General features: G+C 41.6%; 28 protein-coding genes. 7 read left to right on the top strand and 21 right to left on the bottom strand.

Annotation, left to right across the window (positions count from 1 at the left end; all coding sequences use genetic code 11):
- Nucleotides 1-141: 141 nt before the first annotated feature.
- Nucleotides 142-816, bottom strand: a complete 675-nt coding sequence (locus PHI47_RS11260) for a tRNA-uridine aminocarboxypropyltransferase (RefSeq protein ID WP_299937307.1) — start codon at nt 814-816, stop codon at nt 142-144.
- Nucleotides 817-936: 120 nt separating this feature from the next.
- Between PHI47_RS11260 and PHI47_RS11255 the strand changes: the two genes are divergently transcribed.
- From PHI47_RS11255 to PHI47_RS11230, 6 genes are all read left to right on the top strand, one after another.
- Complete coding sequence (locus tag PHI47_RS11255) at nt 937-1,866, top strand: diguanylate cyclase (RefSeq protein WP_299937304.1); 930 nt, start codon at nt 937-939, stop codon at nt 1,864-1,866.
- 87 nt (nt 1,867-1,953) lie between these two features.
- Complete coding sequence (locus PHI47_RS11250) at nt 1,954-3,012, top strand: 3-oxoacyl-[acyl-carrier-protein] synthase III C-terminal domain-containing protein (RefSeq protein ID WP_299937302.1); 1,059 nt, start codon at nt 1,954-1,956, stop codon at nt 3,010-3,012.
- Nucleotides 3,013-3,128: 116 nt separating this feature from the next.
- Nucleotides 3,129-5,156, top strand: coding sequence for a TonB-dependent receptor (locus tag PHI47_RS11245; RefSeq protein ID WP_299937299.1), 2,028 nt, complete (start codon nt 3,129-3,131; stop codon nt 5,154-5,156).
- A complete protein-coding gene (locus tag PHI47_RS11240; protein ID WP_299937296.1) occupies nt 5,156-5,677 on the top strand; it encodes a hypothetical protein in 522 nt (173 codons plus the stop codon). Before PHI47_RS11245 ends, PHI47_RS11240 begins: the two co-directional genes overlap by 1 nt.
- Nucleotides 5,674-7,596 (top strand): GGDEF domain-containing phosphodiesterase, encoded by a 1,923-nt coding sequence (locus tag PHI47_RS11235; protein WP_299937294.1) that lies wholly within the window; start codon nt 5,674-5,676, stop codon nt 7,594-7,596. Before PHI47_RS11240 ends, PHI47_RS11235 begins: the two co-directional genes overlap by 4 nt.
- 60 nt (nt 7,597-7,656) lie before the next feature.
- Nucleotides 7,657-8,823, top strand: a complete 1,167-nt coding sequence (locus PHI47_RS11230; protein WP_299937292.1) for a pyridoxal phosphate-dependent aminotransferase — start codon at nt 7,657-7,659, stop codon at nt 8,821-8,823.
- 25 nt (nt 8,824-8,848) lie between these two features.
- Here PHI47_RS11230 and PHI47_RS11225 read toward each other — a convergent pair whose 3' ends face one another.
- From PHI47_RS11225 to PHI47_RS11145, 17 genes are all read right to left on the bottom strand, one after another.
- Nucleotides 8,849-9,070, bottom strand: a complete 222-nt coding sequence (locus tag PHI47_RS11225) for a hypothetical protein (RefSeq protein ID WP_299937290.1) — start codon at nt 9,068-9,070, stop codon at nt 8,849-8,851.
- Nucleotides 9,071-9,142: 72 nt separating this feature from the next.
- The gene (locus PHI47_RS11220; protein WP_299937287.1) at nt 9,143-9,688 is read right to left on the bottom strand and encodes a hypothetical protein; all 546 of its coding nucleotides are present in this window, start codon (nt 9,686-9,688) and stop codon (nt 9,143-9,145) included.
- A 16-nt stretch (nt 9,689-9,704) separates the two neighbouring features.
- On the bottom strand, nt 9,705-10,652 hold the full coding sequence (gene lpxD / locus PHI47_RS11215; protein ID WP_299937285.1) for a UDP-3-O-(3-hydroxymyristoyl)glucosamine N-acyltransferase: 948 nt from the start codon (nt 10,650-10,652) through the stop codon (nt 9,705-9,707).
- Nucleotides 10,653-10,658: 6 nt separating this feature from the next.
- On the bottom strand, nt 10,659-11,135 hold the full coding sequence (gene ilvN, locus PHI47_RS11210; RefSeq protein WP_299937283.1) for an acetolactate synthase small subunit: 477 nt from the start codon (nt 11,133-11,135) through the stop codon (nt 10,659-10,661).
- Nucleotides 11,132-12,826, bottom strand: a complete 1,695-nt coding sequence (locus PHI47_RS11205) for an acetolactate synthase large subunit (RefSeq protein ID WP_299937281.1) — start codon at nt 12,824-12,826, stop codon at nt 11,132-11,134. Before PHI47_RS11205 ends, ilvN begins: the two co-directional genes overlap by 4 nt.
- Nucleotides 12,827-12,939: 113 nt before the next feature.
- Nucleotides 12,940-14,205, bottom strand: a complete 1,266-nt coding sequence (rpoN, locus tag PHI47_RS11200) for an RNA polymerase factor sigma-54 (protein ID WP_299937278.1) — start codon at nt 14,203-14,205, stop codon at nt 12,940-12,942.
- Nucleotides 14,206-14,340: 135 nt separating this feature from the next.
- A complete protein-coding gene (locus tag PHI47_RS11195) occupies nt 14,341-14,631 on the bottom strand; it encodes a 2Fe-2S iron-sulfur cluster-binding protein (RefSeq protein ID WP_299930524.1) in 291 nt (96 codons plus the stop codon).
- A gap of 67 nt (nt 14,632-14,698) precedes the next feature.
- Nucleotides 14,699-15,082, bottom strand: coding sequence for a 2Fe-2S iron-sulfur cluster binding domain-containing protein (locus PHI47_RS11190; RefSeq protein WP_299937275.1), 384 nt, complete (start codon nt 15,080-15,082; stop codon nt 14,699-14,701).
- Between the two features lie 82 nt (nt 15,083-15,164).
- Complete coding sequence (locus PHI47_RS11185; protein WP_299937271.1) at nt 15,165-15,671, bottom strand: nitrogen fixation protein NifZ; 507 nt, start codon at nt 15,669-15,671, stop codon at nt 15,165-15,167.
- A complete protein-coding gene (locus PHI47_RS11180) occupies nt 15,628-16,002 on the bottom strand; it encodes a nitrogenase-stabilizing/protective protein NifW (protein ID WP_299937269.1) in 375 nt (124 codons plus the stop codon). The genes PHI47_RS11185 and PHI47_RS11180 overlap by 44 nt, the downstream gene beginning before the upstream one ends.
- Nucleotides 16,003-16,041: 39 nt before the next feature.
- Nucleotides 16,042-16,557, bottom strand: a complete 516-nt coding sequence (locus tag PHI47_RS11175) for a flavodoxin (protein WP_299937265.1) — start codon at nt 16,555-16,557, stop codon at nt 16,042-16,044.
- 11 nt (nt 16,558-16,568) lie between these two features.
- Complete coding sequence (locus PHI47_RS11170) at nt 16,569-17,021, bottom strand: NifX-associated nitrogen fixation protein (protein ID WP_299937263.1); 453 nt, start codon at nt 17,019-17,021, stop codon at nt 16,569-16,571.
- 5 nt (nt 17,022-17,026) lie between these two features.
- Complete coding sequence (gene nifX, locus PHI47_RS11165) at nt 17,027-17,479, bottom strand: nitrogen fixation protein NifX (protein WP_299937261.1); 453 nt, start codon at nt 17,477-17,479, stop codon at nt 17,027-17,029.
- Entirely contained in the window at nt 17,469-18,767 is a 1,299-nt protein-coding gene (gene nifN / locus PHI47_RS11160) for a nitrogenase iron-molybdenum cofactor biosynthesis protein NifN (RefSeq protein WP_299937259.1), read from the bottom strand. The genes nifX and nifN overlap by 11 nt, the downstream gene beginning before the upstream one ends.
- Nucleotides 18,767-20,128, bottom strand: a complete 1,362-nt coding sequence (gene nifE / locus PHI47_RS11155; protein ID WP_299937257.1) for a nitrogenase iron-molybdenum cofactor biosynthesis protein NifE — start codon at nt 20,126-20,128, stop codon at nt 18,767-18,769. Before nifE ends, nifN begins: the two co-directional genes overlap by 1 nt.
- Nucleotides 20,129-20,185: 57 nt before the next feature.
- The gene (locus PHI47_RS11150) at nt 20,186-20,791 is read right to left on the bottom strand and encodes a class I SAM-dependent methyltransferase (RefSeq protein WP_299937255.1); all 606 of its coding nucleotides are present in this window, start codon (nt 20,789-20,791) and stop codon (nt 20,186-20,188) included.
- Nucleotides 20,792-20,805: 14 nt separating this feature from the next.
- Complete coding sequence (locus PHI47_RS11145; protein ID WP_299937253.1) at nt 20,806-21,630, bottom strand: mechanosensitive ion channel family protein; 825 nt, start codon at nt 21,628-21,630, stop codon at nt 20,806-20,808.
- A gap of 135 nt (nt 21,631-21,765) precedes the next feature.
- Here PHI47_RS11145 and PHI47_RS11140 point away from each other — a divergent pair, with 135 nt between their 5' ends.
- Nucleotides 21,766-22,188: a host attachment protein gene (locus PHI47_RS11140; RefSeq protein ID WP_299937251.1), complete on the top strand. Its 423-nt coding sequence runs from the start codon at nt 21,766-21,768 to the stop codon at nt 22,186-22,188.
- A 32-nt stretch (nt 22,189-22,220) separates the two neighbouring features.
- Here the strand turns inward: PHI47_RS11140 and lpdA are convergent, their stop codons facing one another.
- From lpdA to PHI47_RS11125, 3 genes are read right to left on the bottom strand one after another with little or no spacing between them, the layout of a single operon-like run.
- The gene (gene lpdA, locus PHI47_RS11135; protein ID WP_299937249.1) at nt 22,221-23,567 is read right to left on the bottom strand and encodes a dihydrolipoyl dehydrogenase; all 1,347 of its coding nucleotides are present in this window, start codon (nt 23,565-23,567) and stop codon (nt 22,221-22,223) included.
- Nucleotides 23,568-23,579: 12 nt separating this feature from the next.
- Nucleotides 23,580-24,446, bottom strand: coding sequence for a lipoyl synthase (gene lipA, locus PHI47_RS11130; protein WP_299937247.1), 867 nt, complete (start codon nt 24,444-24,446; stop codon nt 23,580-23,582).
- A complete protein-coding gene (locus PHI47_RS11125) occupies nt 24,430-25,212 on the bottom strand; it encodes a lipoate--protein ligase family protein (RefSeq protein ID WP_299937245.1) in 783 nt (260 codons plus the stop codon). Before PHI47_RS11125 ends, lipA begins: the two co-directional genes overlap by 17 nt.
- Nucleotides 25,213-25,235: the final 23 nt, after the last annotated feature.

Below are 25,235 nucleotides of genomic sequence, written 5' to 3'. Positions count from 1 at the left end.
GATGCTGACGGTAACGGTGGAATCGCCGCTGTCCAGTTCGCCCTTCTTGGTACCTCTTCGCACCCTACGATCTCTAATGCAGACTTTTTGGTCAGCTAAGTTACAAATAGCCGCCTCGCTTGGGCGGGTATGTAAGTATAACTATTCATCTCTGCGTATAAACCGCACTTGTTCACCCTTTAAGCGGGCAGCACACTCTATCTGATATTCTACCATCGATGTAAATGGATCTAAAAAATGTTCAAAAGCACCCTGCTCTAGTTTTTCCATACCTCGTTCTTGAAGTAACTCAATCACCGTAAGCGTTGATTCTATGGTAGAGAGACAAAATTCTTTCGGTTGCTCTTTAATTTTAAATTGAGAGCTTTTTGTATGTGTAAAACTGAGTTTTGGCAAAACATTTAGATTTTTACTTAAACGAAGTATTTTCACGGAACACGGCCAAGTTGAATCAATAAGAAAAATTACCAATTGCTTTCCATACGTTTCTATATTCTCTGTGTTTAAATTAACGCTCTCTTTTCCAGGATATAGAACATAACACAGATTATTGCTATCCTCTATCAATGAATTGATAACTGCATGTTTAGTAAAATCGACATCGATAAAAAGTTCAGAATTGATAAGTGAAAGATGAGTCAGATGACCTGTACCGTTTTTAGTTTTTTTAAACTCTTTGGGATGCATCAAAATAATAAATTTTGTCTTTGTATTAAAGGGTTTTATATGAGAACACATGCATGAGCTGAGAGGCCGATAGCATCTATAGCATTTTGATCTTGCTTCAAAAATATCATTTAATTCAATTTTGTTCATTATCTTCTTTATTTATAGAGTGTACATTTCATAAAAGAATATCCAATTATCACTAAGAGAAAAGAAAAACAAAGTGAAAAATGCTAAAATAATTTCATATAAATTATTAGAGGTAATAATATGAGTCATACTAAAGTTTATGATAAAATTTTTTCTATTCATGATCAAACAATTGGTACACTTAGATCACTTAAGATAGCTCCTTACCCATCTCATTACAAAAAATATTTTGATGAAATTTTTATTGAACAAGCGGATTCAGCACTAATAAAAGCCCAAAAAGAAAATGATAATCTTAGCAATGTTCACGATGATTTAAGCCGATACCTCGATATTGCACAGCGTTCGATTATTGCTTTTGTAGAATCTCACGCAGATCTATCACAAGTTGTAGAGCTTCAAGAAAACTACATCAATAAAGCGGCTAAGGAAGGGGTTGAACGATGTATGAATTTTGTAGAAGGGCTAAGTGAACTGGGACAAAATATGTCCAATGAGCTTGAAAAAGCAAAAAATAAAATTGAAGAGCTCAGCGGTGAACTCCAAAAAGCACTTTCACAGCTCACCACCGATCCCCTCACCCAAGTCACCAATCGAAAAGGTCTGATTGAAGACTTGAACAGTGTAGTTATTGCAGGGAAAAGTAAAACACTGCCTATGGTCATTATGATGATAGATGCCGATAACTTTAAATCTCTTAATGACTTGAACGGCCACTTAGCCGGTGATAAAGTGCTCTATTTCTTAGCGCAAAGCATCAAATCCTCCATCCGAGGCGGAGATAAAGTGTACCGATACGGGGGTGAAGAGTTTGTAGTCATATTAAACCGTTGCGAAAAAGATCAAGCTTTTGTTGTTGCCGATAAAATTCGTTCTAAAATCGAGCATAGTCATCTGATATATGCGGGTAAAACAATACATATTACCGTCAGTGTAGGTGCAACAGAACATCACTTAGGTGACAATTATGATGATTTTATCGGACGTGCCGATGCCGCGTTGTACCTAGCTAAAAATCAGGGAAAAAATAAAACTGTTTTGGTACATTGAATAAATTTATATAGACATTTTTCAACATATTTTATTTAGTTTCAAGTTATAGACGGTTACCATGCCCAAAATTTAATAAGGCTTTTAATGGAACAAACTGTCTATATCGTCGGAGTCAAATCACTATTTCCAAAAATGTATGATGCTATTGATGTTATAGACAAAGTATATAATGAAAATTTGTGTTCAGTGAAAGTGAATAAACTAGCTAAAAGACTTACTATGGGGACTCAAATTAAAACCAAAGGAATCTCGATCGATCTCGATCAATTTCCAAAAAAAATTGTACCTGATGAAAACAATCCCCTGATTTGGGGGACACAAATTGTTAGCTCTTTTCTAAAAGATATTACAAAAGAAGAGATTGGATTTATCTCCGTTTCCTATAATACAAGCTCACACAAAGATTTTTTACCAAATTTATCTTTTCAAATTGCGAATGCTTCCCAACTAAACCTTAAGGCTCCGCCGCAGGAGATAGTCAATTATGGCTGTGCATCAGGTGTTTTTTCGATTTTATCAGCCGTGGATTTTTGTCAAAAAAATGATAGTGCTGCTTATGTTATGGCCTTTGAACAATGTTCTTGTCTTTATGACCCAATATGTGATGAAAATGACAAAAATTTTAGAGCTTCCCTAAAAGGTCATACAATTTTCGGAGACGGTAGTGCCGGTTTATTGCTTGCAAGCGGAAAAATCGCAGAGAAATTTGAAAAAAAATTAAAAATTATTGATGTCATGGTTGATTTTCAATATGGAGATGCCATAAAAGCAGAAAATGGAATATTTCTTGTCGGTGACGGAGTTAAAGATGTCATGCCTGGTCTTGTAAGCGAAAAAGTTATCAAACCCCTCTTGGAAAAACATGGGTTATCTCCCAATGAGATACTAGAATGGTCACTCCATCAAGGTGGCATTCCTGTCATTGAGCGATTTAAAGAAGAAGCTATTTTAGGCTTAAGCGAAACACAGATCGAAGCATCCAAAGCTATGTTTGTCCAATATGGAAATGTCAGTACCCCAAGTAACCTTATCATATTGGAATCCATCATAAATCACGATACAGGCCGAAAAGATGATTATGGAATGATTGTGGGATTCGGAGCAGGTTATTATCTTGGCGCTGTTTTATATCAACATTGTTAAATATTTACTCAAAAAGTTACACCGTGGTACGCTCAATACGGTGTTAAACCTCATTTTTTAGCTCATCTTTAACTTCCATCGGTAACAATAAAATATTCAAAACCGTAAAGGTCCTCATGAAATTCTCCATCGCTGCCGTTACATTACCTCTTTTTGCGATAACTGTAAATGCAACTGATCCGCAAATGATTGCCTCGCTGAGTGATGATATGGCTCAAGCAACCCAATTGGCAACCCAATCAAACCAAAATATCGATTATCAACCTTTTATCCTTTCCATTCTTCACAGCGATGATCTCATTAAATTTGGCGTTAGAACATTGGGAGAAGCACTCACATTGGTTGCGGGTGTCGATATGGCTACCAACACCATGAACAACCGAACTCCGATTTTTAGAGGGTCAAATCCTACAGCATACGGACAATCTACCCTCGTAATCGATAATTTTGTAATCAACAACACTCTTTTTAGTGACTATAATGGCTATTTGGACATGCCTATTGAACTTATTGAGCGAATTGAAGTAGTGCGAGGTTCCGGAAGTTTTCTCGAAGGTGTCAATGGCTATGCAGGAACGATCAATGTTTTAACTCGCGCAAAAAACAATCCGAACTATACTCAACAGGGTTCTTTGTTCGGTTTTGGCGGGAACAATGGATTAATCGGTGCAGGAGGGTGGAGTACCTATCACGGTAAAGAGTGGAAACTCGCTCTGGATGTATTTGGTCAACGTAACAATCTTAAAACACCAATAACGGTAAAAGATGCCTTCCCCTCTTTCCTAAGTAAAGCCGATTACGCCCATTTAGGGATGCAGCACAGCGGTACAGGTGTAAGCTATACCTACAAAAACTTTGAGCTCCAAGGTCGTATTAACCAATATCAAGGTGATAGTGCCTTTGGAAATTTAAATGTTTTACCTAATCCTGATGGAGTCATTAAGCAGCCCTCATGGTATCTGCAGGGAAAATACAACCTCCAACTTGATAACGACACCGATATAACGTTTAAAACCTCTATTATGGAAGATACTTGGGAAAGCAATGCACGTTCGCTTCCACCTGGGACCTATGGAACCGTCACTTTTTCCGAGGGATATTGGGCTTCATTAATGATCAAGAATCGCCATATTTCTGGTGGTGCTGCACTTCATTACAACGGGTTTGATTCACACCGTATTACTGCCGGAATAGAATCGACATGGAATGATGCTGTTGATATGCAGTCTATCACAACCAATAAGATTACAGGTACAGGATTAGTAGATTATTCTAGTACTTCCAATGCCTTTATAGACGCTGATAAAGCCAATCGCCAAACTACCGATCTTTATCTTTCCGATAATATCGATATTAACGATCATATCGCTTTAGCCATAACTGCGGGGACAATAAAAGCTTCTGACGTGCAGTCAAATATTTACGGTAGAGCCGCCCTCGTTTATCAGCCAAACTATGCTGATATTTTTAAAATAATGGCATCAGAAAGTGCCCGTTACCCTTCCGATCAAGAAATGCATATTACGCCCAGTGCTTTCGCTGCTGGTAATGAAAATCTCAATCGAGAACGAGTACACTCTATAGAGGGGCAATATCTTCGTAAATTAAATACCAATTTAACTGCGGGTATAAGCTTTTTTTACATTCAGAACATGGATCAAATTACTCTTGATCAAAACAAGACGTTTCAAAATCTAGGCGAAAATAAAACGACAGGAGGAGAAGCCGAGTTACGAGGCAATCTCACCACCGATGACACGATCTTATTCTCTTACAGTTATTTACACGGAAAAGTAAAAACAAGCAGTGGAGATGAATCAACGTTACCGTACAGTGCATCTCATTTACTTAAACTAGCCTACGCGTATGATTTTAATGAAAATCTTACGCTTGGGGGTATTTGGCATTACGTTGGGAGCAAACAACGCTCTAGTGGTGATACACGCCAAGAGTTAAATGCCTATCAAACACTTGATCTTTCCTTAGGCTGGAAACTGAACCATTTAAATAGTTACTACATCCAAGCAGTCATTGATGATGTTGGCAATTCCATCGTCCGTTACCCTTCTCCAAGATCAACGTATTCTGACGATTATCCCGTTGCCGGACGCAGTTTTTGGGTCCGTACTGGATGGAGATTCTGATGATCCGATTATGGTTTATTTTGTCCATTTTACTGCTGTTCATCCATGCAGAAGATAATGTTTTACTCAATACACATATTAAAATGATCCCAAAAATCATGGTTTTGGATCTTAAAGCAGCATCCAAATCAAATACTGCTACACTGGCTATTGTTTATGAATCTAATCGTAAAGCATTGGCACAAAATATCGCTGATGAAATCAATCAAAACTATAATGGTAAAGTTGGTAATTTGAATTTTCTTGCTATGGCAGTCAATGTGGATGATCTATTATTACGGAAAGATGTAACCTTTGTTTATCTTACTTCAATGAGCAATCGATCGGTCGATAAAGTGGCTGCATGGGCGCTTACAAGCTCAATTCCGACATTCTCATATGATCTGTCCGATCTTGAACGTGGGATATTAGGTTCCATTGTCATCGAACGCTCAACCATTATCTATATCAATAAAAACATACTGAAAGAAGGGAAATTTCGATTTAATGATACTCTGTTCCAACTTGCGAGGTTGATATGATCCATCAAATTCATAATGCCCGTATTTCAACTAAAATAATAGCAACATTGATTATGACCGCTTTTTTGTTTTTTGCCATCATTACTATGGCGACATTCACGATCGTTCGTGATGTAACAATGAACGCCCAGCGCGAGAAAGCGGCTTTACTAGTTGACACCATTGAAGCATCCATCGCACTCTCTCTCTTTTTAGGTACTAAAAATTTTGGTGAAAAGCTTTCTGCAATTACTCGACTGAATGAAGTTGTATCGGTAAAAATTATCGATAAGCAAGGAAAAACGATCCTTAATTATCATAAATACAAAGCTGATGTTTCAAAGGAAACCATACAAATTACGAAAAATTTAAGTGAACCCGGCTCTCTTCAGCCAATTGGATCCATTACCCTTACCTATTCCGGAGAAGCATTTATCAAAGCTATGAACCGCTTTTATACACTGTACGGCTGGATTGCATTAAGTATTGCTATCTTGCTATTGTTTATGCTTACGTGGATTAACCGACTCCTTGTCCCAATTAAATTAATTGCCAAAAAAGTTCGTGGTTACAAACCGGGTGAAAAAGTAATCTTTGATATCCCCTATACCCAACGAGAATTTAGACAAATTATCCATGCATTTGAAACGATGCAAGAACGCGTTTTACATTATTCGAATGAAATTGAAACAATCAATCAAAATCTTGAAAAGAAGATTACCGAAAAAACCCATTTAGCAACTCAGCACCTCTATTTTGACAATCTTACCACCCTTCCAAATCGCCTTAAACTCCAAGAGGATCTCTCAGTAAATGGGATAAATACCGTTGCCATTTTAAACATCGATGATTTTAAAGAGATCAATGACTTTTTTGGTATTGATGCCGGGGATTGGCTTCTAAAACAAATCGCATATTGGCTGGGTGAAATGAAACTCTCACCTTACCGACTCGGCGGAGATGAATTTGCGTTCCGGCTAAAACCAGGCAATACATCCACTCAATTTCGACATGACATCGAAATGCTCCTTTCTCTCTTAAGTGAGAAACTCTTTTTAATATCGGATGAAACTATTCATATCCATGCAACCGTTGGAATCGCTATTGACAGTGATAAGCCTCTCATCCATGCTGATGTTGCTTTAAATAAAGCGCGAAACAATAAGCTCCCCTATTCCGTCTACGATCAATCTGAAGGTATTGAACAACAATATCAAGCCAATATAGCAATGTCTGCGCAAATTCGTCAAGCTTTGGTTGAACATCGAATCGTTTGTCAATATCAACCGATCGTTTCATGTATTAACGGTCAAATTGAAAAATATGAGACCTTGGTACGGATTCAAAATGAAGATGGTTCACTCATCGGCCCTTATGATTTCTTGCCAATTGCTCAAAAAACAAAACTTTACCATCACATAACCCAAGAAGTTGTCTATCAAGCCTGTAATTTATTTGCAACAAGACATGAACAATTTTCCATTAATCTTTCCAGTACTGATATTTTAGATGTCCGTACCATAGCTACGATTGAAAATATACTTCGTCAAACAGGTACAGCAAATCGGATTATTTTTGAAATATTAGAATCAGAAGGGATTGAAAATTTTGATGAAGTCGCCTTATTTATCACTAAGATGAAAGCGTTAGGCGCCAAAATAGCCATAGATGATTTCGGTACCGGATATTCGAATTTTGAAAATATTCTCAAATTAAATGTCGATATCTTAAAAATCGACGGATCTTTAATTAAATCCATCGATCAAAATCCTCGGCACAGGATTGTTGTCGAAGCAATTGTCGATTTTGCTCATCGAATAGGCATTGATACTGTCGCAGAATACGTTGCTTCCGAAGAAATACTCAAAAATGTGTCCGATTTAGGGATAACCTACGCACAGGGTTTTTATACCGGAAAACCGCAATTTTTAAATCAATAATTCATGTAAAAATTAAAGCCAGCCATGTTATAATTCCGAAATTTTTTACAAGGGCCGCTTATGCTAACCGATCGCGTCAATATACTCTCCGAATCGATTACCATTGCTATCAGTACGTTAGCGCAAGAACTTAAAGCACAAGGGAAAAATATCCTCAGCTTCTCCGCTGGCGAACCCGATTTTGACACTCCTCAAGTGATCAAGGATGCTGCCATCAAAGCGATCAATGACGGGTTTACCAAATACACCGCCGTTGACGGTATTCCTGATCTTAAAGCAGCTATTGCTTTGAAACTCAAACGAGATAACGGACTGGAATACAAAGCAAACCAAATCATTGCAAATAATGGGGCAAAGCACTCACTTTATAACCTTTTTGCCTGTACAATCCAAGGTGGTGATGAAGTGATCATTCCTGCACCGTATTGGGTCACCTATCCAGAACTTGTGATGTACTGTGGCGGTACGGTTGTAGAGATTGAGACCAACGATGCAAGCGGGTTTAAAATCACCCCTGAACAGCTCAAAGCAGCATTGACACCTAAAACAAAAATGTTGATTCTCACTTCACCGTCAAATCCGACAGGTGCCGTCTACTCACGTGAAGAGCTCACTGAATTGGGCAAAGTGCTAGAAGGAACAGATGTCATCGTAGCCAGTGATGAGATGTATGAAAAACTCATTTATGATGGTGAGTTTACCTCTGCTGCTGCAGTCAGTGATGATATGTTCCAACGGACTATCACAATCAATGGACTTTCCAAATCAGTAGCAATGACAGGATGGCGTTTTGGGTATATGGCTGCTGCCAACACCGAAATCATCCAAGCAACCAAAAAGCTCCAAAGTCAAAGTACGTCAAACATCAACAGTATCACCCAAAAAGCGGCCATCTTCGGACTCAATGGTGCTGCGGATGCTGATATTGAAACAATGCGCGTAGCCTTTAAAGCTCGCCGCGACGAAGCGGTAAAACTTCTTAATGAGATCGACGGAATCTCTGTACTTTGCCCAGCTGGTGCATTTTATCTCTTTGTTAATATTAAAGAAATCAGTAATGATTCGATGGAATTTTGTAAAGCTTTATTAGAAGAGCAAGGAATCGCTGTTGTTCCTGGAGTCGGATTCGGTTCTGAGGGATATTTCCGATTTAGCTTTGCAACGGATATTGAAAGTATTCGCGAAGGTATTAAACGTATTGCTGTGTTTGCAGCGTCACGACGCTAATTCCCGCCTTCGCGGGAATAACAAATTACTTAATAGATTTTAATGCTTCCACAACTGCATCAATATTTCCCATTGGAATATGAACTTTCCACTCTGGATTTTTTGCATCACCGGATAATGAAATTCCAATACTTGCGACGCTGTCACTTCCTACACCGTAAGGCTCATCAACTTTACTAATAGAAACAATCCCTTTTTTAGTCCCATCCAATGGGATCTCTTTAATAACCGTTACACCAGAACTCATATTCTCTCCTATTTAACTGTAATGAAAAGAGTTTAGCCGATTTTGGCTAAAGCAATCTTAAAAAATAAGGAATTATTCTGAGCCCTGAGATTTGAGGTTATTTCCGTAGATAAAAGCGTACATTTTACGATAATAGCGTTCATTGCGCGTTCTATCGGTTGCACTGAAATGGTGATAACGCCCTAGTGTCTCCCATGAATATCCAAAGCTTTTAACTAATTTGGTCAAAATGGTATTAGCTTGTTCTCGCGCTGAAGTATCTTCGAAATATTCGTGCAGCATAGGGTTGGGGTGATATTTGTAGTTGATTTGATAGGGACCAAGATCGAGATTCGTTATACCTCCATCAATCAGCGCCTGCGCTTGCATACTGCATTGTTCGCTTGAGCCGCATTTGATGATATGCCCGTTCACTGCAAAACCTGCTGCTGCCGCACGCTGTGCTTCGTCTTCAGCATTGATTCGGATAACATTAGGATTGCACGCACCGCCCTCTATGAGGCATTCACAGTGCTTAATCGCATCGAGGACAATATCAGGCATTCGAATATCGGTAGATTCACCTTCAGCACTTAAGATCGTGCCGAGCATCATTAAACCTACTATCGCTATTCTCATGCTTGTCCCCTTCTTCTTAAGATTCTAATATTTTAGCGAGTTTTGCCTGCATTTTCAGCCATAATTTATGTTCCATCAAGGGAAAGCCACTGTAGACTCCCTTCAAAGTGATACTTTTAGTAACACCTGAGCGTGCCGCCAATGTTGTAAACGGGGCAATACTAAGGTGTCCTGCCGTAGCACTTTGCCCTCCCATAACAACGTTTCGTCCCAAAGTTGTCGAACCTGCAAGACCGGATTGAGCTACCATAATGGAATGTTCACCTACTATACAGTTATGTCCGATTTGGATTAGATTGTCTATTTTAGAGCCCCGTTTAATAATCGTCGAACCGAATACGGCACAATCAACGGTTGTATTTGCACCGATTTCAACATCATCTTCGATAATCACATTCCCGTTTTGATAGAGTTTAACGTGCTCTCCCATTTTGGTATGAGCATATCCGAATCCGTCACTTCCGATTACTGTTCCGGCATGAATCATAACATTGTTGCCAATACTGCAATCGCGGTAAATGGTGACATTGGGATAAAGGATGACATTGTCTCCGATAACAACTTCCGCTCCGATATAAACTCCGCTCATAATCGTACAATTTACACCGATTTTAGAGCCATTTTCAAGATGTGCGGTTGGATAGACAACACTTCCCTCTCCGACAACCGGTGCAGCGTCACTGCTTCGAATCGGTTTGGCAAAATACTGTGATAGCTTTGCAACCATCAAATAAGGTTCATCCGATTCGATAGCTACGACACCGGAAGGAAGAAGGCTCGATTTTGCCTTCGGAAGAATAACAGCAGAAGCTTGCGTCGTTGCAAGGTCTTTTTCGTATTTGGAATCAGAGAGAAAAGAGATTTCTCCCTCACATGCATCGCGAAGGGTATTCATCCCACTGATTTCAATCTGACTGCCGATTCCCGCACATTCGAGAATGGATGCTATTTCATGCAGTGTCATAGTGCCTTATCTCTCAAGCGCGACAGAGCCGCTGCGAACAATCTCTTTGGGGTGAAAACGTTTTATCGCTTCTAAAAAATGACCGATTCTTGTCGGTTCATCCGTGACCATAACAATCATCGTATCGCTTCCTACATTGACGATACTGCCATTGTACGCATGAGTAAGGGCTTCAATGTCACCCAATGATTCATTCATAGGAATTTTGACCATGGCCATCTCTTTTTCAACCAGATCAGCATGTTCATAAACTTTCAAAACCGGAATCAATTTATGAAGCTGTTTCGTGATCTGTTCGATTACCCGAACCGATCCGGAAGTTACAATCGTGATACGGGAGTATTTTGAATCAGGAATCGGAGCCACCGTGAGAGACTCAATATTGTATCCACGTCCTGAAAACAATCCTGCGATGCGTGAAAGTACACTCGCTTCATTCATAACAATAACGGAAATAACGCGACGTTCTGTTTGTTCCATCATTTCTCCTTGTACTCTAACATCATATTAAACAGCGATCCGCCTGCCGGAACCATCGGTAAAACGTTTTCAAATCGATTAACGGCAACATCGATAATCGCTACAACATTCTTTTCAATCGCATCTTTTAATGCGGCATCAAATTCTTCTTTAGTTGTAACGCGGTATCCGACTCCCCCAAAGGCATCAGCAAGTTTGACGAAATCGGGCTGTATCGACAAATCGGTTTGTGAATGGCGTTTATCATAAAAGAGAGTTTGCCATTGACGTACCATTCCCAAAAAGTTATTGTTTAAGATAACGTTGATGACGGGGAGTTTGAATTCAACTGCCGTCATCAATTCTTGGATATTCATCAAAATAGAACCGTCACCCGTAATGTTGATACTGACACGTTCCATATCGGCACGTTTAACACCAAGTGCTGCCGGAAATCCAAATCCCATCGTCCCAAGACCGCCGGAGCTGACCCATTGGCGCGGACGGGTAAAGGGATAAAACTGCGCAGTCCACATTTGATGCTGTCCGACATCGGTCGAGATATTGGCACCGTCTCCCAAGAGCTGCCCGATACGTTCAACAACCCATTGAGGTTTGAGACGATCGCCCTCTTCTTTATACGAAAGAGGATGAAGTTTGTTGAAGTTGGCAATCGTGTTGTGCCACTGGGTATAACGTAACGGATCAACTTGCTCTTTGGCTAATGGAATCATTTGCTCTAAAACATTTTTGACATCACCGACGATCGGAAAGTGTGCATTCACCAATTTTGAAATACTGGCCGGATCGATATCAACATGAATGATCTGAGCATTTTTGGCAAACTCAGAAAGTTTCCCCGTAACACGGTCATCAAATCTCGCGCCCAAACCGATAACCAAATCGGTCTCAGACATTGCCATATTCGCCGCATACGAGCCGTGCATACCGAGCATAGAGATCAACAACGGATCATCATAACGGAGCGTTCCGCGTGCCATAAAGGTTTCTACCGCAGGAATCTGTGTCATTTTTGAAAACTCGCGTACCAATTCTGCTGCATTGGAGTTGATGACACCACCGCCAAGATAGAGCAATGGACGTTTTGCGTTTGCAATAGCCTCCATCGCTTTTTTGATCTGACGTGTATTGCCTTTTGTTGTCGGTTTATACGTTTCCAAATCAACTTCTTTAGAGTAGTCGAATTTGGCGATTTGTGCCGTTACGTCTTTTGGAATATCAACATGCACGGGGCCCGGACGGCCGGTACGGGCAATGTAAAACGCCTCTTTAAGGATACGCGGAAGATCCGCCGCATCGGTTACTAAATAGTTATGTTTTGTGCATGGTCGACTGATACCGACTGCATCAATTTCTTGGAATGCATCAGTACCGATCAAGGACATTGGAACCTGTCCGCTGATAAGAACGAGAGGAATAGAGTCCATATATGCATCCGCCAAACCGGTCACACCGTTCGTAAAACCCGGTCCTGAAGTGATCATTGCCACTCCAACTTTGCCGGAAGCTTTCGCGTATCCTTCGGCGGCATGTACTGCCGCTTGTTCATGACGGGTCAAAATATGCTGAAATGAGCGTTGTTTATAAATCTCATCATAGACGTTCATGATCGCCCCACCAGGGTAGCCGAATACGACTTCGACTTCCTCGGCGATGAGTGCTTCGATAACCATCTGTGCACCGCTGATTTGCATGTCGTCTCCTTGTACGTTAAAAATATGGGAATATAACTGAAAAAAATTAGGTGATTATAAAAGAAAGAAGCTATAAATTACGTTAAAAGAGCACAAGGAAGGGACGGTACCCTTTAGAGAAGTTCCAATTTGTACAAAAACAGCCGCTCTTTATACGAAGGGATATCAAGTTCCTGACGATATTTGGCAATTACACGTCGTACCATTTTTACTCCGAAACGCTCTTCAATCATTTCATGAAGGCTTTTATCGCTAAACGGATCATCCTTATTTTCACTCCCGACAAGACGTTTGAGAAAGTGTTTGATTTCTGAAGTAGATACTTCACCGATCGAATTGGAGAAAAAGTCTTTAAACGCGTATAATCCCCGTTCTGTCTGAATGTATTTATCAGCAATGGCGCGGGAGATGGTCGATTCGTTAAAGCCAAGTTCATCCGCTACGTCTTGAAGTCGAAGCGGTTTGAGTTCTCCCCCCATAAAAAAACTGTATTGTTTTTCGATCAATACCAATGCCACATTATAGAGAGTCGCTTTACGCAAATCAAGAAGCTTAACGAGTTCACGCGCCTCTTTAAACTTTTGTTTCGCAAAATTATCGTACTTATCGATCATATTGACCTGTAGATCAGGATAAAAGGCATGATTGATACGGATATTTAATTCTGATCCTGCAAATTCGACAAACAAATCCGGTGTAATTTGAGACTCCGGTTCCATATACTCTAATGCCGGTGGATTTTTCAGGTGCTGCAAAACATGTTTGGCATCATGAAGACGGGGGTGATTGATGAATTTTTCCATTTTATCAAACTGTAAAATCATTGCACCCAGAAGTATGCTCAACTCATCATCAAGGTCATGATCACTCAGCTGAAATAAAAATGACTCTTTGTAATCGCATGCGCCCACTCCGGAGGGCTCAAGATGAGCGAATCGCTGACGTACTCTCTCAACCGTATGAGCATCAGTATCACACTGCTGAGCCACCTCTTCGACAGAACCTTCAAAATACCCCTCGTCGTTAATATAATAGATAATTTGACGGGCAATTTTTTGCGATATCGGTGTCGGGAACAAAGGCGCGACAATCTGCTCATCTAGTTTTTCATACAAAGAGGTTGATGAGATACTGAGCCATTCAATTTGCTCACTGGAAGAATTCGACACATAGTTTTGAAATGCACCGTATGCTGTACTCCCACCTGCAGCTGCATTGGACTCTTCAAAACCTGATTTTACCTCTAAGCAAGGATTTTCATTGGTAATAACCTGCAAATGTTTTTCGAGATCGTTGAGTGAACATTGTAAGAGCGGCAACCATGTCTGCATGGATAGTCTTGGAAGTTGCTTTTGTTTGTAAGATAAAGTTGTTTGCATAATAGCCACCTAAAAAATATACATTTTTATACATTAAATGCATATATTGTTCTGATAAAAATTATAGGGTTTTTTTAAGCAGATAGTTGATTAAAAAAGAGGCAACTCAGCCGAAACTGAGTTGTAAAGATGGGCTTAGTATTTAATACGTACTAATCCGTTTGGTGCAACGACTTTCATCTGACAAGCTAGACGCGCTTTCGGGCTGGTTTCACCAACCGTTTTAAGGACCGCTTTCTCTTTATCGTTGATTTCGCTCATGTATTCCATACCTGATTCGATCATTACGACACATGTGCCGCATTCACCGTCACGGCATCCGAATGGAAGCGCACTTCCTGAAGCTTCTACGATATCTTGGATCGTTTTGCCCGGGTGGACATTGATCGCCAAAAAGTCATTCATAATTTCTACACGTGTTGTCATCCCAACTCCTTGTATATTATATTTTTTTTAACTCTTCATGAGTAAATAATCATGAAGCCACCACGAATCAGTTAAATGGTTTTACCAATATAGAAGTATTTTTGATCGCACATTGACAAGCCAAACGTACCGGAGTCGGACGATTGTATTGTTGAGCGATTTCAGCTTCTTTTTTATTGATAGCGCCCATTTGTATCAAAGTTTCAAGCTCTTTATCATCCATATAAACTGCTTGTCCCTTAGATGAGTAATCTTCGGTTGTTGAATCGATTTTTTCATCATTTGATATTTCTTCAACACGTACTGCACAGCTGGCACACATTCCGTCTTTACAATCCGATGGAATAGAAATACCGTTACTTTGAGCAACACGCAATAGTACGTCACCGGTTTTAGCATAAACACGTTTGTCTTGCTTTTCACCGAAACCGCAAAAAATTACACTGACCATCTTGAACCTCCTCATAATTCCCGTACGATATGCTCATGACTTCATATCAAATACAGTATGCACAAATCTCAAAAAGTGTAGATTACTCCCCCTCTTCTTGAGATTGCGCTGCTTTTTCAGCAGCTCGCGCAGCACGGTGTTCTTTGAGCCATTTCAACTCTTCGGCAACTTCATCATAACCGTCATCTTCGAGGGCACTTTCCAACTCTGCTTCTCGGCATCCGAATGTCAATCCTTCTTCGATAAAGTTGACTTCGTAAACCCGTATGGTCTGTAAAAAATCGCCGATTTTACGAACATACCCTTCAGACCCGGCGTCTACCAATACATCACCAACACGAGCATGAGGATAGGTTCCGTCATTTCGTATCGCTTTTACCAGTCGAACGCGTTCTCCTATTCGAAATACCGAGAGAATCTCATCTTTGGTCGACATCTTGTAGAGGTTTGTTTTACGTGCCTCATTGTTAATCGGCATTGTTTCGCTGTCGCGCTCAGACGATTCTAAATCAGCTTGTGCCGAATCAGCCGTTTGTTCCAAAAAATCAGAAGCTGATGGTTGCTTGGCTTGTACAGGCGTGGACTCCATGACTGACCTCCTCTACATCATTACAGCTGCTCGATGTAGAACAGGTTCCGCAAGCGCTGGGTTTATCAAACATTTCCCAGACGTCAGCAGCTGATGGGCTATAGCCGTTCTCAAAGTTTTTGTAGACCGTAATAAGGGCAAATTTATAGAACTCAAGCAATTTTGCATCACTGCCCATATCGTGACCTTTGGACTTATCGACCAATTCTCCAAATTTTTTCATGATATGAAATCGTTTTGCGTTTACTAGACGCTCATCGTACTCCAGATCAAAAAACTCGAAAAAATCTTCGGTATCGGTAATTTTTTGAAATTCGGTTAATGTTCCCATCCTATGCTCCTTATTGTTACTCGTAATGCAATTTTGACTCTACAGTCCCATCTCGTTTTTCAGCTGACTGGCCCACTCTTTGACACGATCTTCGGTCAAATCTTCCTGATTGACATCATCAATCCCTAATCCGCAGAATTTTCCCTCACGTTCAGCTAACGAATGTTCATAATCGTATCCGTTGGTTGATGTAAATCCGTATGCACTTGCACCCAGAGAGGTAAACAAATCATGCATTTTTCCAAGAGCACTTAAAAAGTGTTCTCCATGTGTTTTTTGGTCACCTGCACCGAAGAAGGCAACTTTTTTACCTTCTAAATCGGGACGATCATTGCTCAAATCGTATAATGGATCAACCCAGTCACGCTGAGGATCACCTTGCCCCCATGTTGATGAACCGAGAATCAATACATCGAAATCCTCAAACTGTTCAATACCATCAAAATCTTCTTCCATATCGATGAGTTCTGAACCTTTTAACTCATCTGCAAGAAGTTCTGCCGCACCCCGTGTGACACCGCTGCTGCTACCGAAAAAAATACCGACTTTTGACATGTTTGGACTCCTTATCCTTGTTTATTGCATGGTTTATATTGTTCATACGTTGCGATTGCGTTGGCGAGATGTTTATCACCATCTTCAAACAATGCTTCATACGTACGAAAACCGAAACGGTGTGCATCTTTGAAATATTTGTCTACGATGCAGATGCGATCCGCTATAACCGCACATCGACCGAATCCTTCATGACTCATTTCCATGATGACATTGCATACCACACCTGTTTTACGTTCGAACGCTAATGCGATTGCTTTATAGATCATTTTGATATCGTTGGTGAGCATCTCATCAATATCTGCAATAAGAGGAATAGCTTTGAGATCCTCTTTGGTTTTGACGTACTTTTTGATTAATAGCTCTTCATCACTGATTCGTGACCAATTCCCGAACTGATCGAGTGCCCGGATTTGACGTATTAACTCTGTTCCAAATTCATTCATTACTTTTTCTGCTTCCATAATAATTATTCCCCTTCTGCCCATCGGTCTTGTCGAACATCGTGTTCGGTTTTCATTTGAATGATATTTTTAATCCACGGCGGAGGATTTCCATTAATCATTTCTACTAATGTTTTGAGAATATCCTCGATCAATGTCGGCTCATTCACTTTCATCGGGTGGATTCCTGCTCGAATTACTTTTGCCGCAGCCGTACCGCCGATACTCTCACAATACATGATGTTTACCCCTTTGAGAGCACGAACACGAAAATCTGTTTTGTCATCATCTTCGAGTTCAGATGTATCGGTTTTGATAACCTCGGAGAGGGAAAATCCGTCTTTAGAAACGTTATAGACAACAAACTCTCTCGCTCCGCCGAAGTGGGCGTTAATCTCTTCCATATCTTTGGTCGCGAAAGCGACTTTCATCGCATTATCCATGGTTCCATTCCCCTCTATTGTGATTTTAGTGTTCATGTTTGACCTTTCTCAATGAATTTGCTATCTCAAATAAAAAATAAGTACTGCCCTCATACAACTGATCGCTTTTAAGCTGATTCCCTAACTCTTCATAATTAGGGAAACCGCGGATAACGAGTGCCGTATTGTGATACATATGCAAGATTCGTTCTGCATGAAAATTACTGATAACCATATCCGCATGTTCAAAGAAACCGCGTGCATCTTCCAAATCTCCGACAAATACTTTTTCCGCTTCGATGGTATGGAGAACATCGCTAAACGTCGTAGAAATCGCCGCATCAATGGTTCCGCCGACACTGCGAAGCAATGCACAGATTCCGGCTAACATATCCGGCTCACCGGTAACGACAAAATGGGAGCTTCCAATTAGAAAATGGGAATCCAACATCGCATCTTGCAGACGTGAACGCCATCGTTTCATTAACGGTTTAGGGTCTGTGTGTCGTATTTCCATCAATGCCGCTACAAAATTGTCGCACCCATCCAATCCCATCAGATGATCAAAATGAAGATGTTCTATAAGCGGATTCTTTTTTTGTAAGGCTAAAGCCGATTTTTTCATCGAAGCACCAATGCTAATTACAATAGAAGAAGTAGCCAAATCTCGGATCTGATCGACGGTGATTCCTCCGTTAGCCAATTTCCCCTGCCCTGCTTCCCAATACCCATCCAATGAGGTAGAAAGATCAGGAAGTGCGTAAGTCTCAAAACCGAAATCTTCACACAAACATTTGATCTTTTCCACCTCGATAGGCTGCATACTCAAATGCGGTAAAAAGACAAGTTTGTTGGTTTTTACTTCGGTAGCGGCAACGGTAAGTTGTTCGATCATAGCAGTAACAGTAAGAGCCCATCCGCTCTCCATCCCACCCTCGTAATCGGGAGTATTAACGAACACATAGGGGATTTCGATGTGCATTCCGACTCCGCGAACATCATCCCCTTTGGTCTCGGTCAGACCCGTCGTATGCAAACCGATCATCGAAGGTTTGAGATTTTTCTCTTTGTTCTGAATATTTTCAATTGCCATAAGGATCGAGTAATCCCCACCATCGAGAACAGCGGTGATGTCGCTCACCGAAGTGTTGTTGATCGCGATCGGTTCGTTAAAATGGCGTGTAAAAAAGACTTTGGTATACGAGGCACACCCTTGAGCGCTGTGCATAAGCGGCATACAGTCTTTTACCCCCAGATATGCGAGGGTTGCACCCATCGGCTGAGAGTGCTTGATCGGGTTGACTTGAAGAGGTTTGTGCTCGTGGCGGGAAAGGGAGAATTCCATTATCCCACCTCCCACGGCGCCGGTTTTCCGACATTGGCAAATACCGGATTGCGAAATGCGTATTTTAAATCCTCGGCGAGATTAAGCAGTCCGTTGTAACCGCCGTAGCTCGTTTTTTTCTCCTGATTGACGTCGATAAACGAGATTTTTTTCTTGATGGCGGTGTAGAGGCTTCTCCCTCCGGCTAGGAGGATATGTGCTCCAGTCGAATCGATTATCTTGCCTTGTTCAGAGGCGGGTTTCGTCATCAAAACACCGTTTTCTCCGAGATATTCACGTGCTTTATCGATATCATCCTGAGTCGATTTAGCCACGCTGGTAGCGACAACTTCAATCCCCAAATCTTGTAATCCCGAAGCGATTGACCACGCTTTATTTCCTCCGGTATTGAGAACTGCTTTTTTCCCCGCAAACATTGCACGATACGGTATAAGTGCCGCTTCGAGATCCGCTTCCGCTTCCGCAATCACCGTTTCGGCACGTGCTATGAGTTCCGGGTCGCCCAAGGCGGTAACAATTTCACGAATTGCGAAAGTGGTGTCACGTTTGCCGTAAAAGGATACCGATATCCAAGGAATACCGTATTGTTCCTGCATCTTGCGTGTCAATGTGATGAGTGATTTAGCGCAGACGATAACATTCAGTTTCGCTCTATGAGCACAGCGGATATCACCGACACGCCCGTCTCCGCTCATGGAGCTCAGGACTCGAATGCCGATTTTTTCAAAGAGCGGCAAATATTGCCACATATCTCCGGTAACGTTGTAATCTCCGATCAGGTTAATATCATACGGAGTCGTAAACTCTGGTTCTTTGGTACCGATAAGATGTTCCAATACCGCTTCGCCTGCAAGACGAGAACCTAGGTTTTTACTCCCTACAAATCCGGCAGCATGAACGGGGACAACAGGTACTCCGTGTTTTTCCGCACCCAGTTTGCAGGTCATGTCGATATCATCCCCCATCAACGCAGTCACACACGTCGAATAGACAAAAATCGCTTCGGGTTTGTAATGCTCCATGACATAATCGATCGAATCACCCAGCCGCTTATCCCCGCCGAAGATGACATCATTGGTATTGATTCCTGTCGTAAATCCCATTTGCGTATGATCTCGCCCAGTGTACGACGTTTTTGTCTCACGTGTTTCCCATGATGAACCCAGACAGGTTTGAGGGCCGTGAACGAGGTGTACGGCATCGGCATAAGGGAAAAGGGAGATTTGAGCACCGTCAAAAGCGCATCCCCCTGCGGCAAGTCCCGGTTTAGGCTTATCACACCCTTCTCCCGGTTTTTTGTCTTTACTGTGAGAGCAAGCGCTCTCGTTCATAAGTTCTTTGATTTTTGCTCGGCTGACCATCGGATACTCCTAAGAGTTAAGTATCCATCTTAATGCAAGAAGCGTGCGAGCGGAGGATTACAATTTTTTACTGGCGGTTACGAGGAATATAGGGTAGCTTTGAGTCTCTTTTTCAACCGTGTGCGCATGATGGAAACGGACATGTTCAAACCCTGCTTCCTCAATTGTTTTACGCAATGCATCGCGTTCAAAACCGAAATGGTGTACCCCGTCGTTGCCATGAGAGTGAAAAGACCCGTCTTCGGCTTCGAGATCGGCAATAGCAATAAAACCGTCTCGTTTGAGATGCGTATGAAACGCTCTGAATAAATCTGCCGTATCTTCGACGTGGTGCATTGCCATTGAGCTGACAATTCCGTGAAATTGTTTTTGCAGAGGCTCTTCGCAAATATTTTGACAGATTGCTTCCACCCGAAGTTTGTCAGAGTTTTTGTTCTCTAACTGTTCAAGCATTTTTTCGGAGAGATCGACGCCGACTACCGTATTAACCATCTGAGCAATTTTAAAACTGAGCAGTCCGGTACCAGCTCCGAAATCCATAATATGCATCGTATTTAATAAAGAAATCCGGTTTGAAATCGTTTGAAATACCGCATGTGCGATATTTTGGCGCATATCGCCTTTATCCCATCCCTCGGCGGCTTGGTTAAATCGTTCGCTCATTGTTATACCTCATATTAATTTTGTGAAACCATACGAATCTCCCTCTGCGGATAGGGAATCGTGATCTTTGCTTCTCGCAATGCTTTATAGATGGCCATATTTGCCTCGTATTGTATCTTGAAATAATTACGGGTCGGCACCCAATAACGGACGCCAATCTCTATAGCACTTTCACCGAATTTTTCAATCCCGATGATCGCTTTTGTTTCGCTGGAGATGTTTTCAAGCCCTTCAATCACTTCACGGATAATATCGATTGCTTTTTCGGCATCGTCATTATAGGAGATACCGACACTCGACTCGACGATACGGTATTTGAATGAGTTGACGATCACTTCACCGATCATATTTTTGTTCGGAACCGTAATCAACTCTTCATCTTCCGTTCGAAGCGTTGTATAGGCGAGGCGGATCTCTTCGACTTCGCCATACACTTTGTTGATCAAAATCGTATCTCCGATTTTAAACGGACGGGTGATGATGAGTGAAATTCCGGCGGCATAGTTGGCAACGCTTCCCTGAATCGCCAAACCTGCCGTTAAAAAAACCGCACCGACTGCCGCAATAAAGGGTGCAATAGATATTCCCAATTTTCCTATAGCAACAACCAGCATCGCCCCAAAGATCAATATTCGTATGCCGTTAGCGGTAAATTTACTCAGGGTAGGATCAAAATCATGCTGATGAAAAAATTTGATAAGAACATTGAAAACGTATTTCGACAGAAACCAGCCGATCGTTACAATGATCAGCGCTCCAATAATTTGAAAACTATAGTTAGCTAAAAAATCGATCGCTTTCACGTAAAACCGATTGAAATAGGCTAGTTGTTGATCCATCAATAATTTCCTCTCTATTTAGTGACGCTATTATAAAGCAATTCTCTATCAATCCTATAATCTTTTTTTTAAGATACTAGGAGTACTATTAAATGTGAATCACTATTATAATCTTCGAATCTCAAGGAGTACGTTATGACACATAATGGCAAACTTATAATCGTTGCAGATATGGGGGAACTGAAAAGTTATAAAGTTCAGTTGATTACCGAAACCAACCGCTATCATTTGGAACTTGTAAATGATATCGATTACATCGAAGGACGCGAAACGATGAGTGAAACCCTCAGTGATGAGCGAGGGCGGTTCGGACACGAAAGCGGTGATGATCATGGAAGTGAGCATGAGTTGGAACAGCGTTTGATTCAGCAAATTGCAGATGACATATCAGCATTTCTCGCGGATGCTGCGGAAGATTCCTGCTATCTCGCATTCCCTGCAAAACATCATAAAGAGCTGACGGCAGCCCTCTCTGATACTGCTCAAAAAGCTTTGGCTAAAAATATAGCTGTCGATCTGGTCAAATGTCCGGTAGAAGATCTCCTCTCTCATTTTTAGTCAAATTAGGCGAAGCAGATTGTGCTTCGCTTTTACAAGAGTCTAATAATCTCTGAAATGGTGGGATGAGCATGTATGACTGCACTTAAATCATCAGCTCTCATCTCTTTTTCAATCGCCACGATGAGCTCATGAATAATCTCTGTTGCTTCAACTCCGATAATAGTCGCACCTAAAATAATTCCGCTATCAGCACAAACAATCAATTTGGCAAATCCCGAATCGTCTCCGGCTATTTTGGCTTTTGCATTGGTTTTAAAAAAAGCTTTTTTGATTATTACGGCTCGCCCTTGTGCTTTAGCCTCTCTCTCTTGCAGACCGCAGCTAGCGATTTGGGGATCGGTAAAAATAGTATAAGGGGTAAGATGATTATTGCTATCCATACTTCCGTGAACCAAGTTGTGTGCAGCGATATGAGCTTCTGTGTATGCCGTATGGGCGAATGCGGGCGTATTAATACAGTCACCGACCGCATAAATATGTTTTTGGGTCGTTTGAAAGGCCTTATTAACCTCGATAAATCCTTGGTCATTCAACCTGACTCCGGCTTTTTCAGGGGAAAGAGCTTCGGTATAAGGGATTCGTCCTGTGGCGCAAAGAACGATATCGCACGTCATTCGTACGTCACCCTCCCCTGCGAGCACTAACTCCACTCCACCCTCACCCACAACGGCTTTGTTGATAATGGTGGAGGTCATCACATTGATATTTCGCTTTTTAAAAGCACGCAAAAGGGCTTTGGCAACCTCCTCATCTTCACCGGAGAGTAATTGGGTTCCGCGAACAATTACTGTTACCGATACTCCAAAAGCGCTGAAAAATGTCGCAAATTCACATCCGATCGGACCGCCTCCGACAATCGCTATGGATGAGGGTAACGTTTTTAATTCAAATATATCGCGGCTGGAGAGTATTCGTTTCCCGTCTTGCGGTAACTGCTCTATGGTTTTGGTCTGCGAACCTGTTGCAATAATACATTTATCGAACCGGATTTGCTCACCCGAAACATCCACCGTATGTTCATCAACAAACGCTGCCGTTCCATACAGTATTTCAACCCCAGCCTGCTCTAAAAGCCACATGACACCTGTTCTTATCTCATTTTTGAGCATAATGGTTTTCTCTTCCAAACGCTCTAAATTCAGTCCTTTGATTTCCAATACGATACCGCAATCGTTAAAATAGGAGGCTTTCGAGGCATATGCCGCACCCGATAGATAATTTTTTGTCGGTATGCATCCCTCGTTCAGACATGTTCCGCCGATGCGTTCTTTGGTTCGCTCGATCAGTAAAGTTTTCATACCGGATCGGGCGAGTTCCAATGCCGACTCATAGCCTCCGGGACCGGCACCGATCACAACAATATCATATTGTTTCATATTAAGTCCTTTCTAGTAAGATGATCCTGATATCAGGTATTCATGCGCCATGTAGCTGCTGCGTGTGTAGGGGGAACTTTTGATGTAGTTAAATCCCATCTCCCTTCCGATGCGCCGTAACTGATCAAACTGCTTCGGATCTACATATTCTACCACTTCGCTATGTTCTGCCGAGGGGGATAGATACTGTCCGATACTTAAAAGACGGCATCCAACACCTAAAAGGTCTTTCATCAGTTCCAGTACCTCATCCTCTCTCTCACCTAATCCGAGCATAATACCGCTTTTTGTAGCGATTGATGGATTGAAAAGATGCAGTTTTTCCAGCACTCGCAGTGAGCGATCATACTCTGCTCCGCGTCGAATATGATAAAGACGCGGCACCGTTTCCATATTATGGCCGATGATCTCGGCTCCGCTGAGAGCTATTTGCTTTAGAGCCACCTCATTTTCGTGTAAATCTGGTATTAATAGCTCGATACTAATCGATTTATCCAACGCTTTAATGGCATGTACGGTTTCACAAAAGTGTCCTGCTCCGCCGTCACTAAGATCATCACGAGTCACACTGGTAATCACGACATGTTTCAGCCCAAGTTTCTTAATCGTCTCAGCAACCTGCACGGGTTCATCTCTATCCGGTGCTGTCGGTTTTCCTTTGGATACAGTACAAAAGGTACAGGCACGGGTACAGTGTGTCCCCAGTAACATAAATGTGGCGACTCGTTGGGTAAAGCACTCTCCGATGTTAGGACACATTGCTTCTTGGCAGACAGTGTGTACCTTTCCCTGATCCAAAAGTGATTCGACCTCATTCAGACTGCTAAGCAGTATCTTTTTGCGTAGCCATTTGGGTTTTGGTTTAAACGGTTTTTGCATCGATATTCCAGCTCTCTTGAGTATATTTTATTACCATAAGTTCTTTGGCTTTATCTTCCTCGGATGGTGTTAAAGTATCATCGATAAAACGTGTTCCGAAGGTTTTAGAAAATGATTCTTTCAACAATAGTGCAAGTTCATCATACGTGATTTTTTGTCCCAGTTTATCCAATGTTGCCGCATATTCCAATCCCGATTCGACTAAGAAGAGAGGCTTCCACAGATGAGTATCGAAGCTCATCGGTATACTTCCATGCTGTAAAAGATGACCACGTACATGGCGTTGGGCATTTCCTCCCATTTTTTCTCCGTTGATGAGGATATCATACGCCTCATTGCCCATAAGGCAAATATCCGATTGGCTGAGCTGATGTTCGATATCACAGGCGAAAGATGCTTCATACCCCATTATCCGGTACAGCCGAATCAAAAATCCGCATATCAATCGATAGCTCTCTTTTACCCCTTTCTCGGTATCTCTCGGCATAACCAACGAATACGACAGATCCCCTCCATGTACCAAAATTCCCCCTCCACTCAAGCGTCTGACACAGGGGATACTGTATTGTTTCAGTAGTTCCCTATCCACATGTCCCTGAATCTTGGAAAACCGTCCTAAACTCAGAGAATTTTCCCATCCGTATATGCGTAAAACAGGTAAATCACCCTCTCGATATTCGCTTAACAATGCTTCATCAACCGCCATATTCCACGATGCCGTTCCTACACCGGTCTCAATCAGCCGCCATTGTCTAAGTTCAAACATATTTGCCTCTCACTTCACGACGT

Source organism: Sulfuricurvum sp., assembly GCF_028713855.1.
Classification (GTDB): Bacteria; Campylobacterota; Campylobacteria; order Campylobacterales; family Sulfurimonadaceae; genus Sulfuricurvum.
This window is presented reverse-complemented; position numbering and strand designations above follow the sequence as displayed.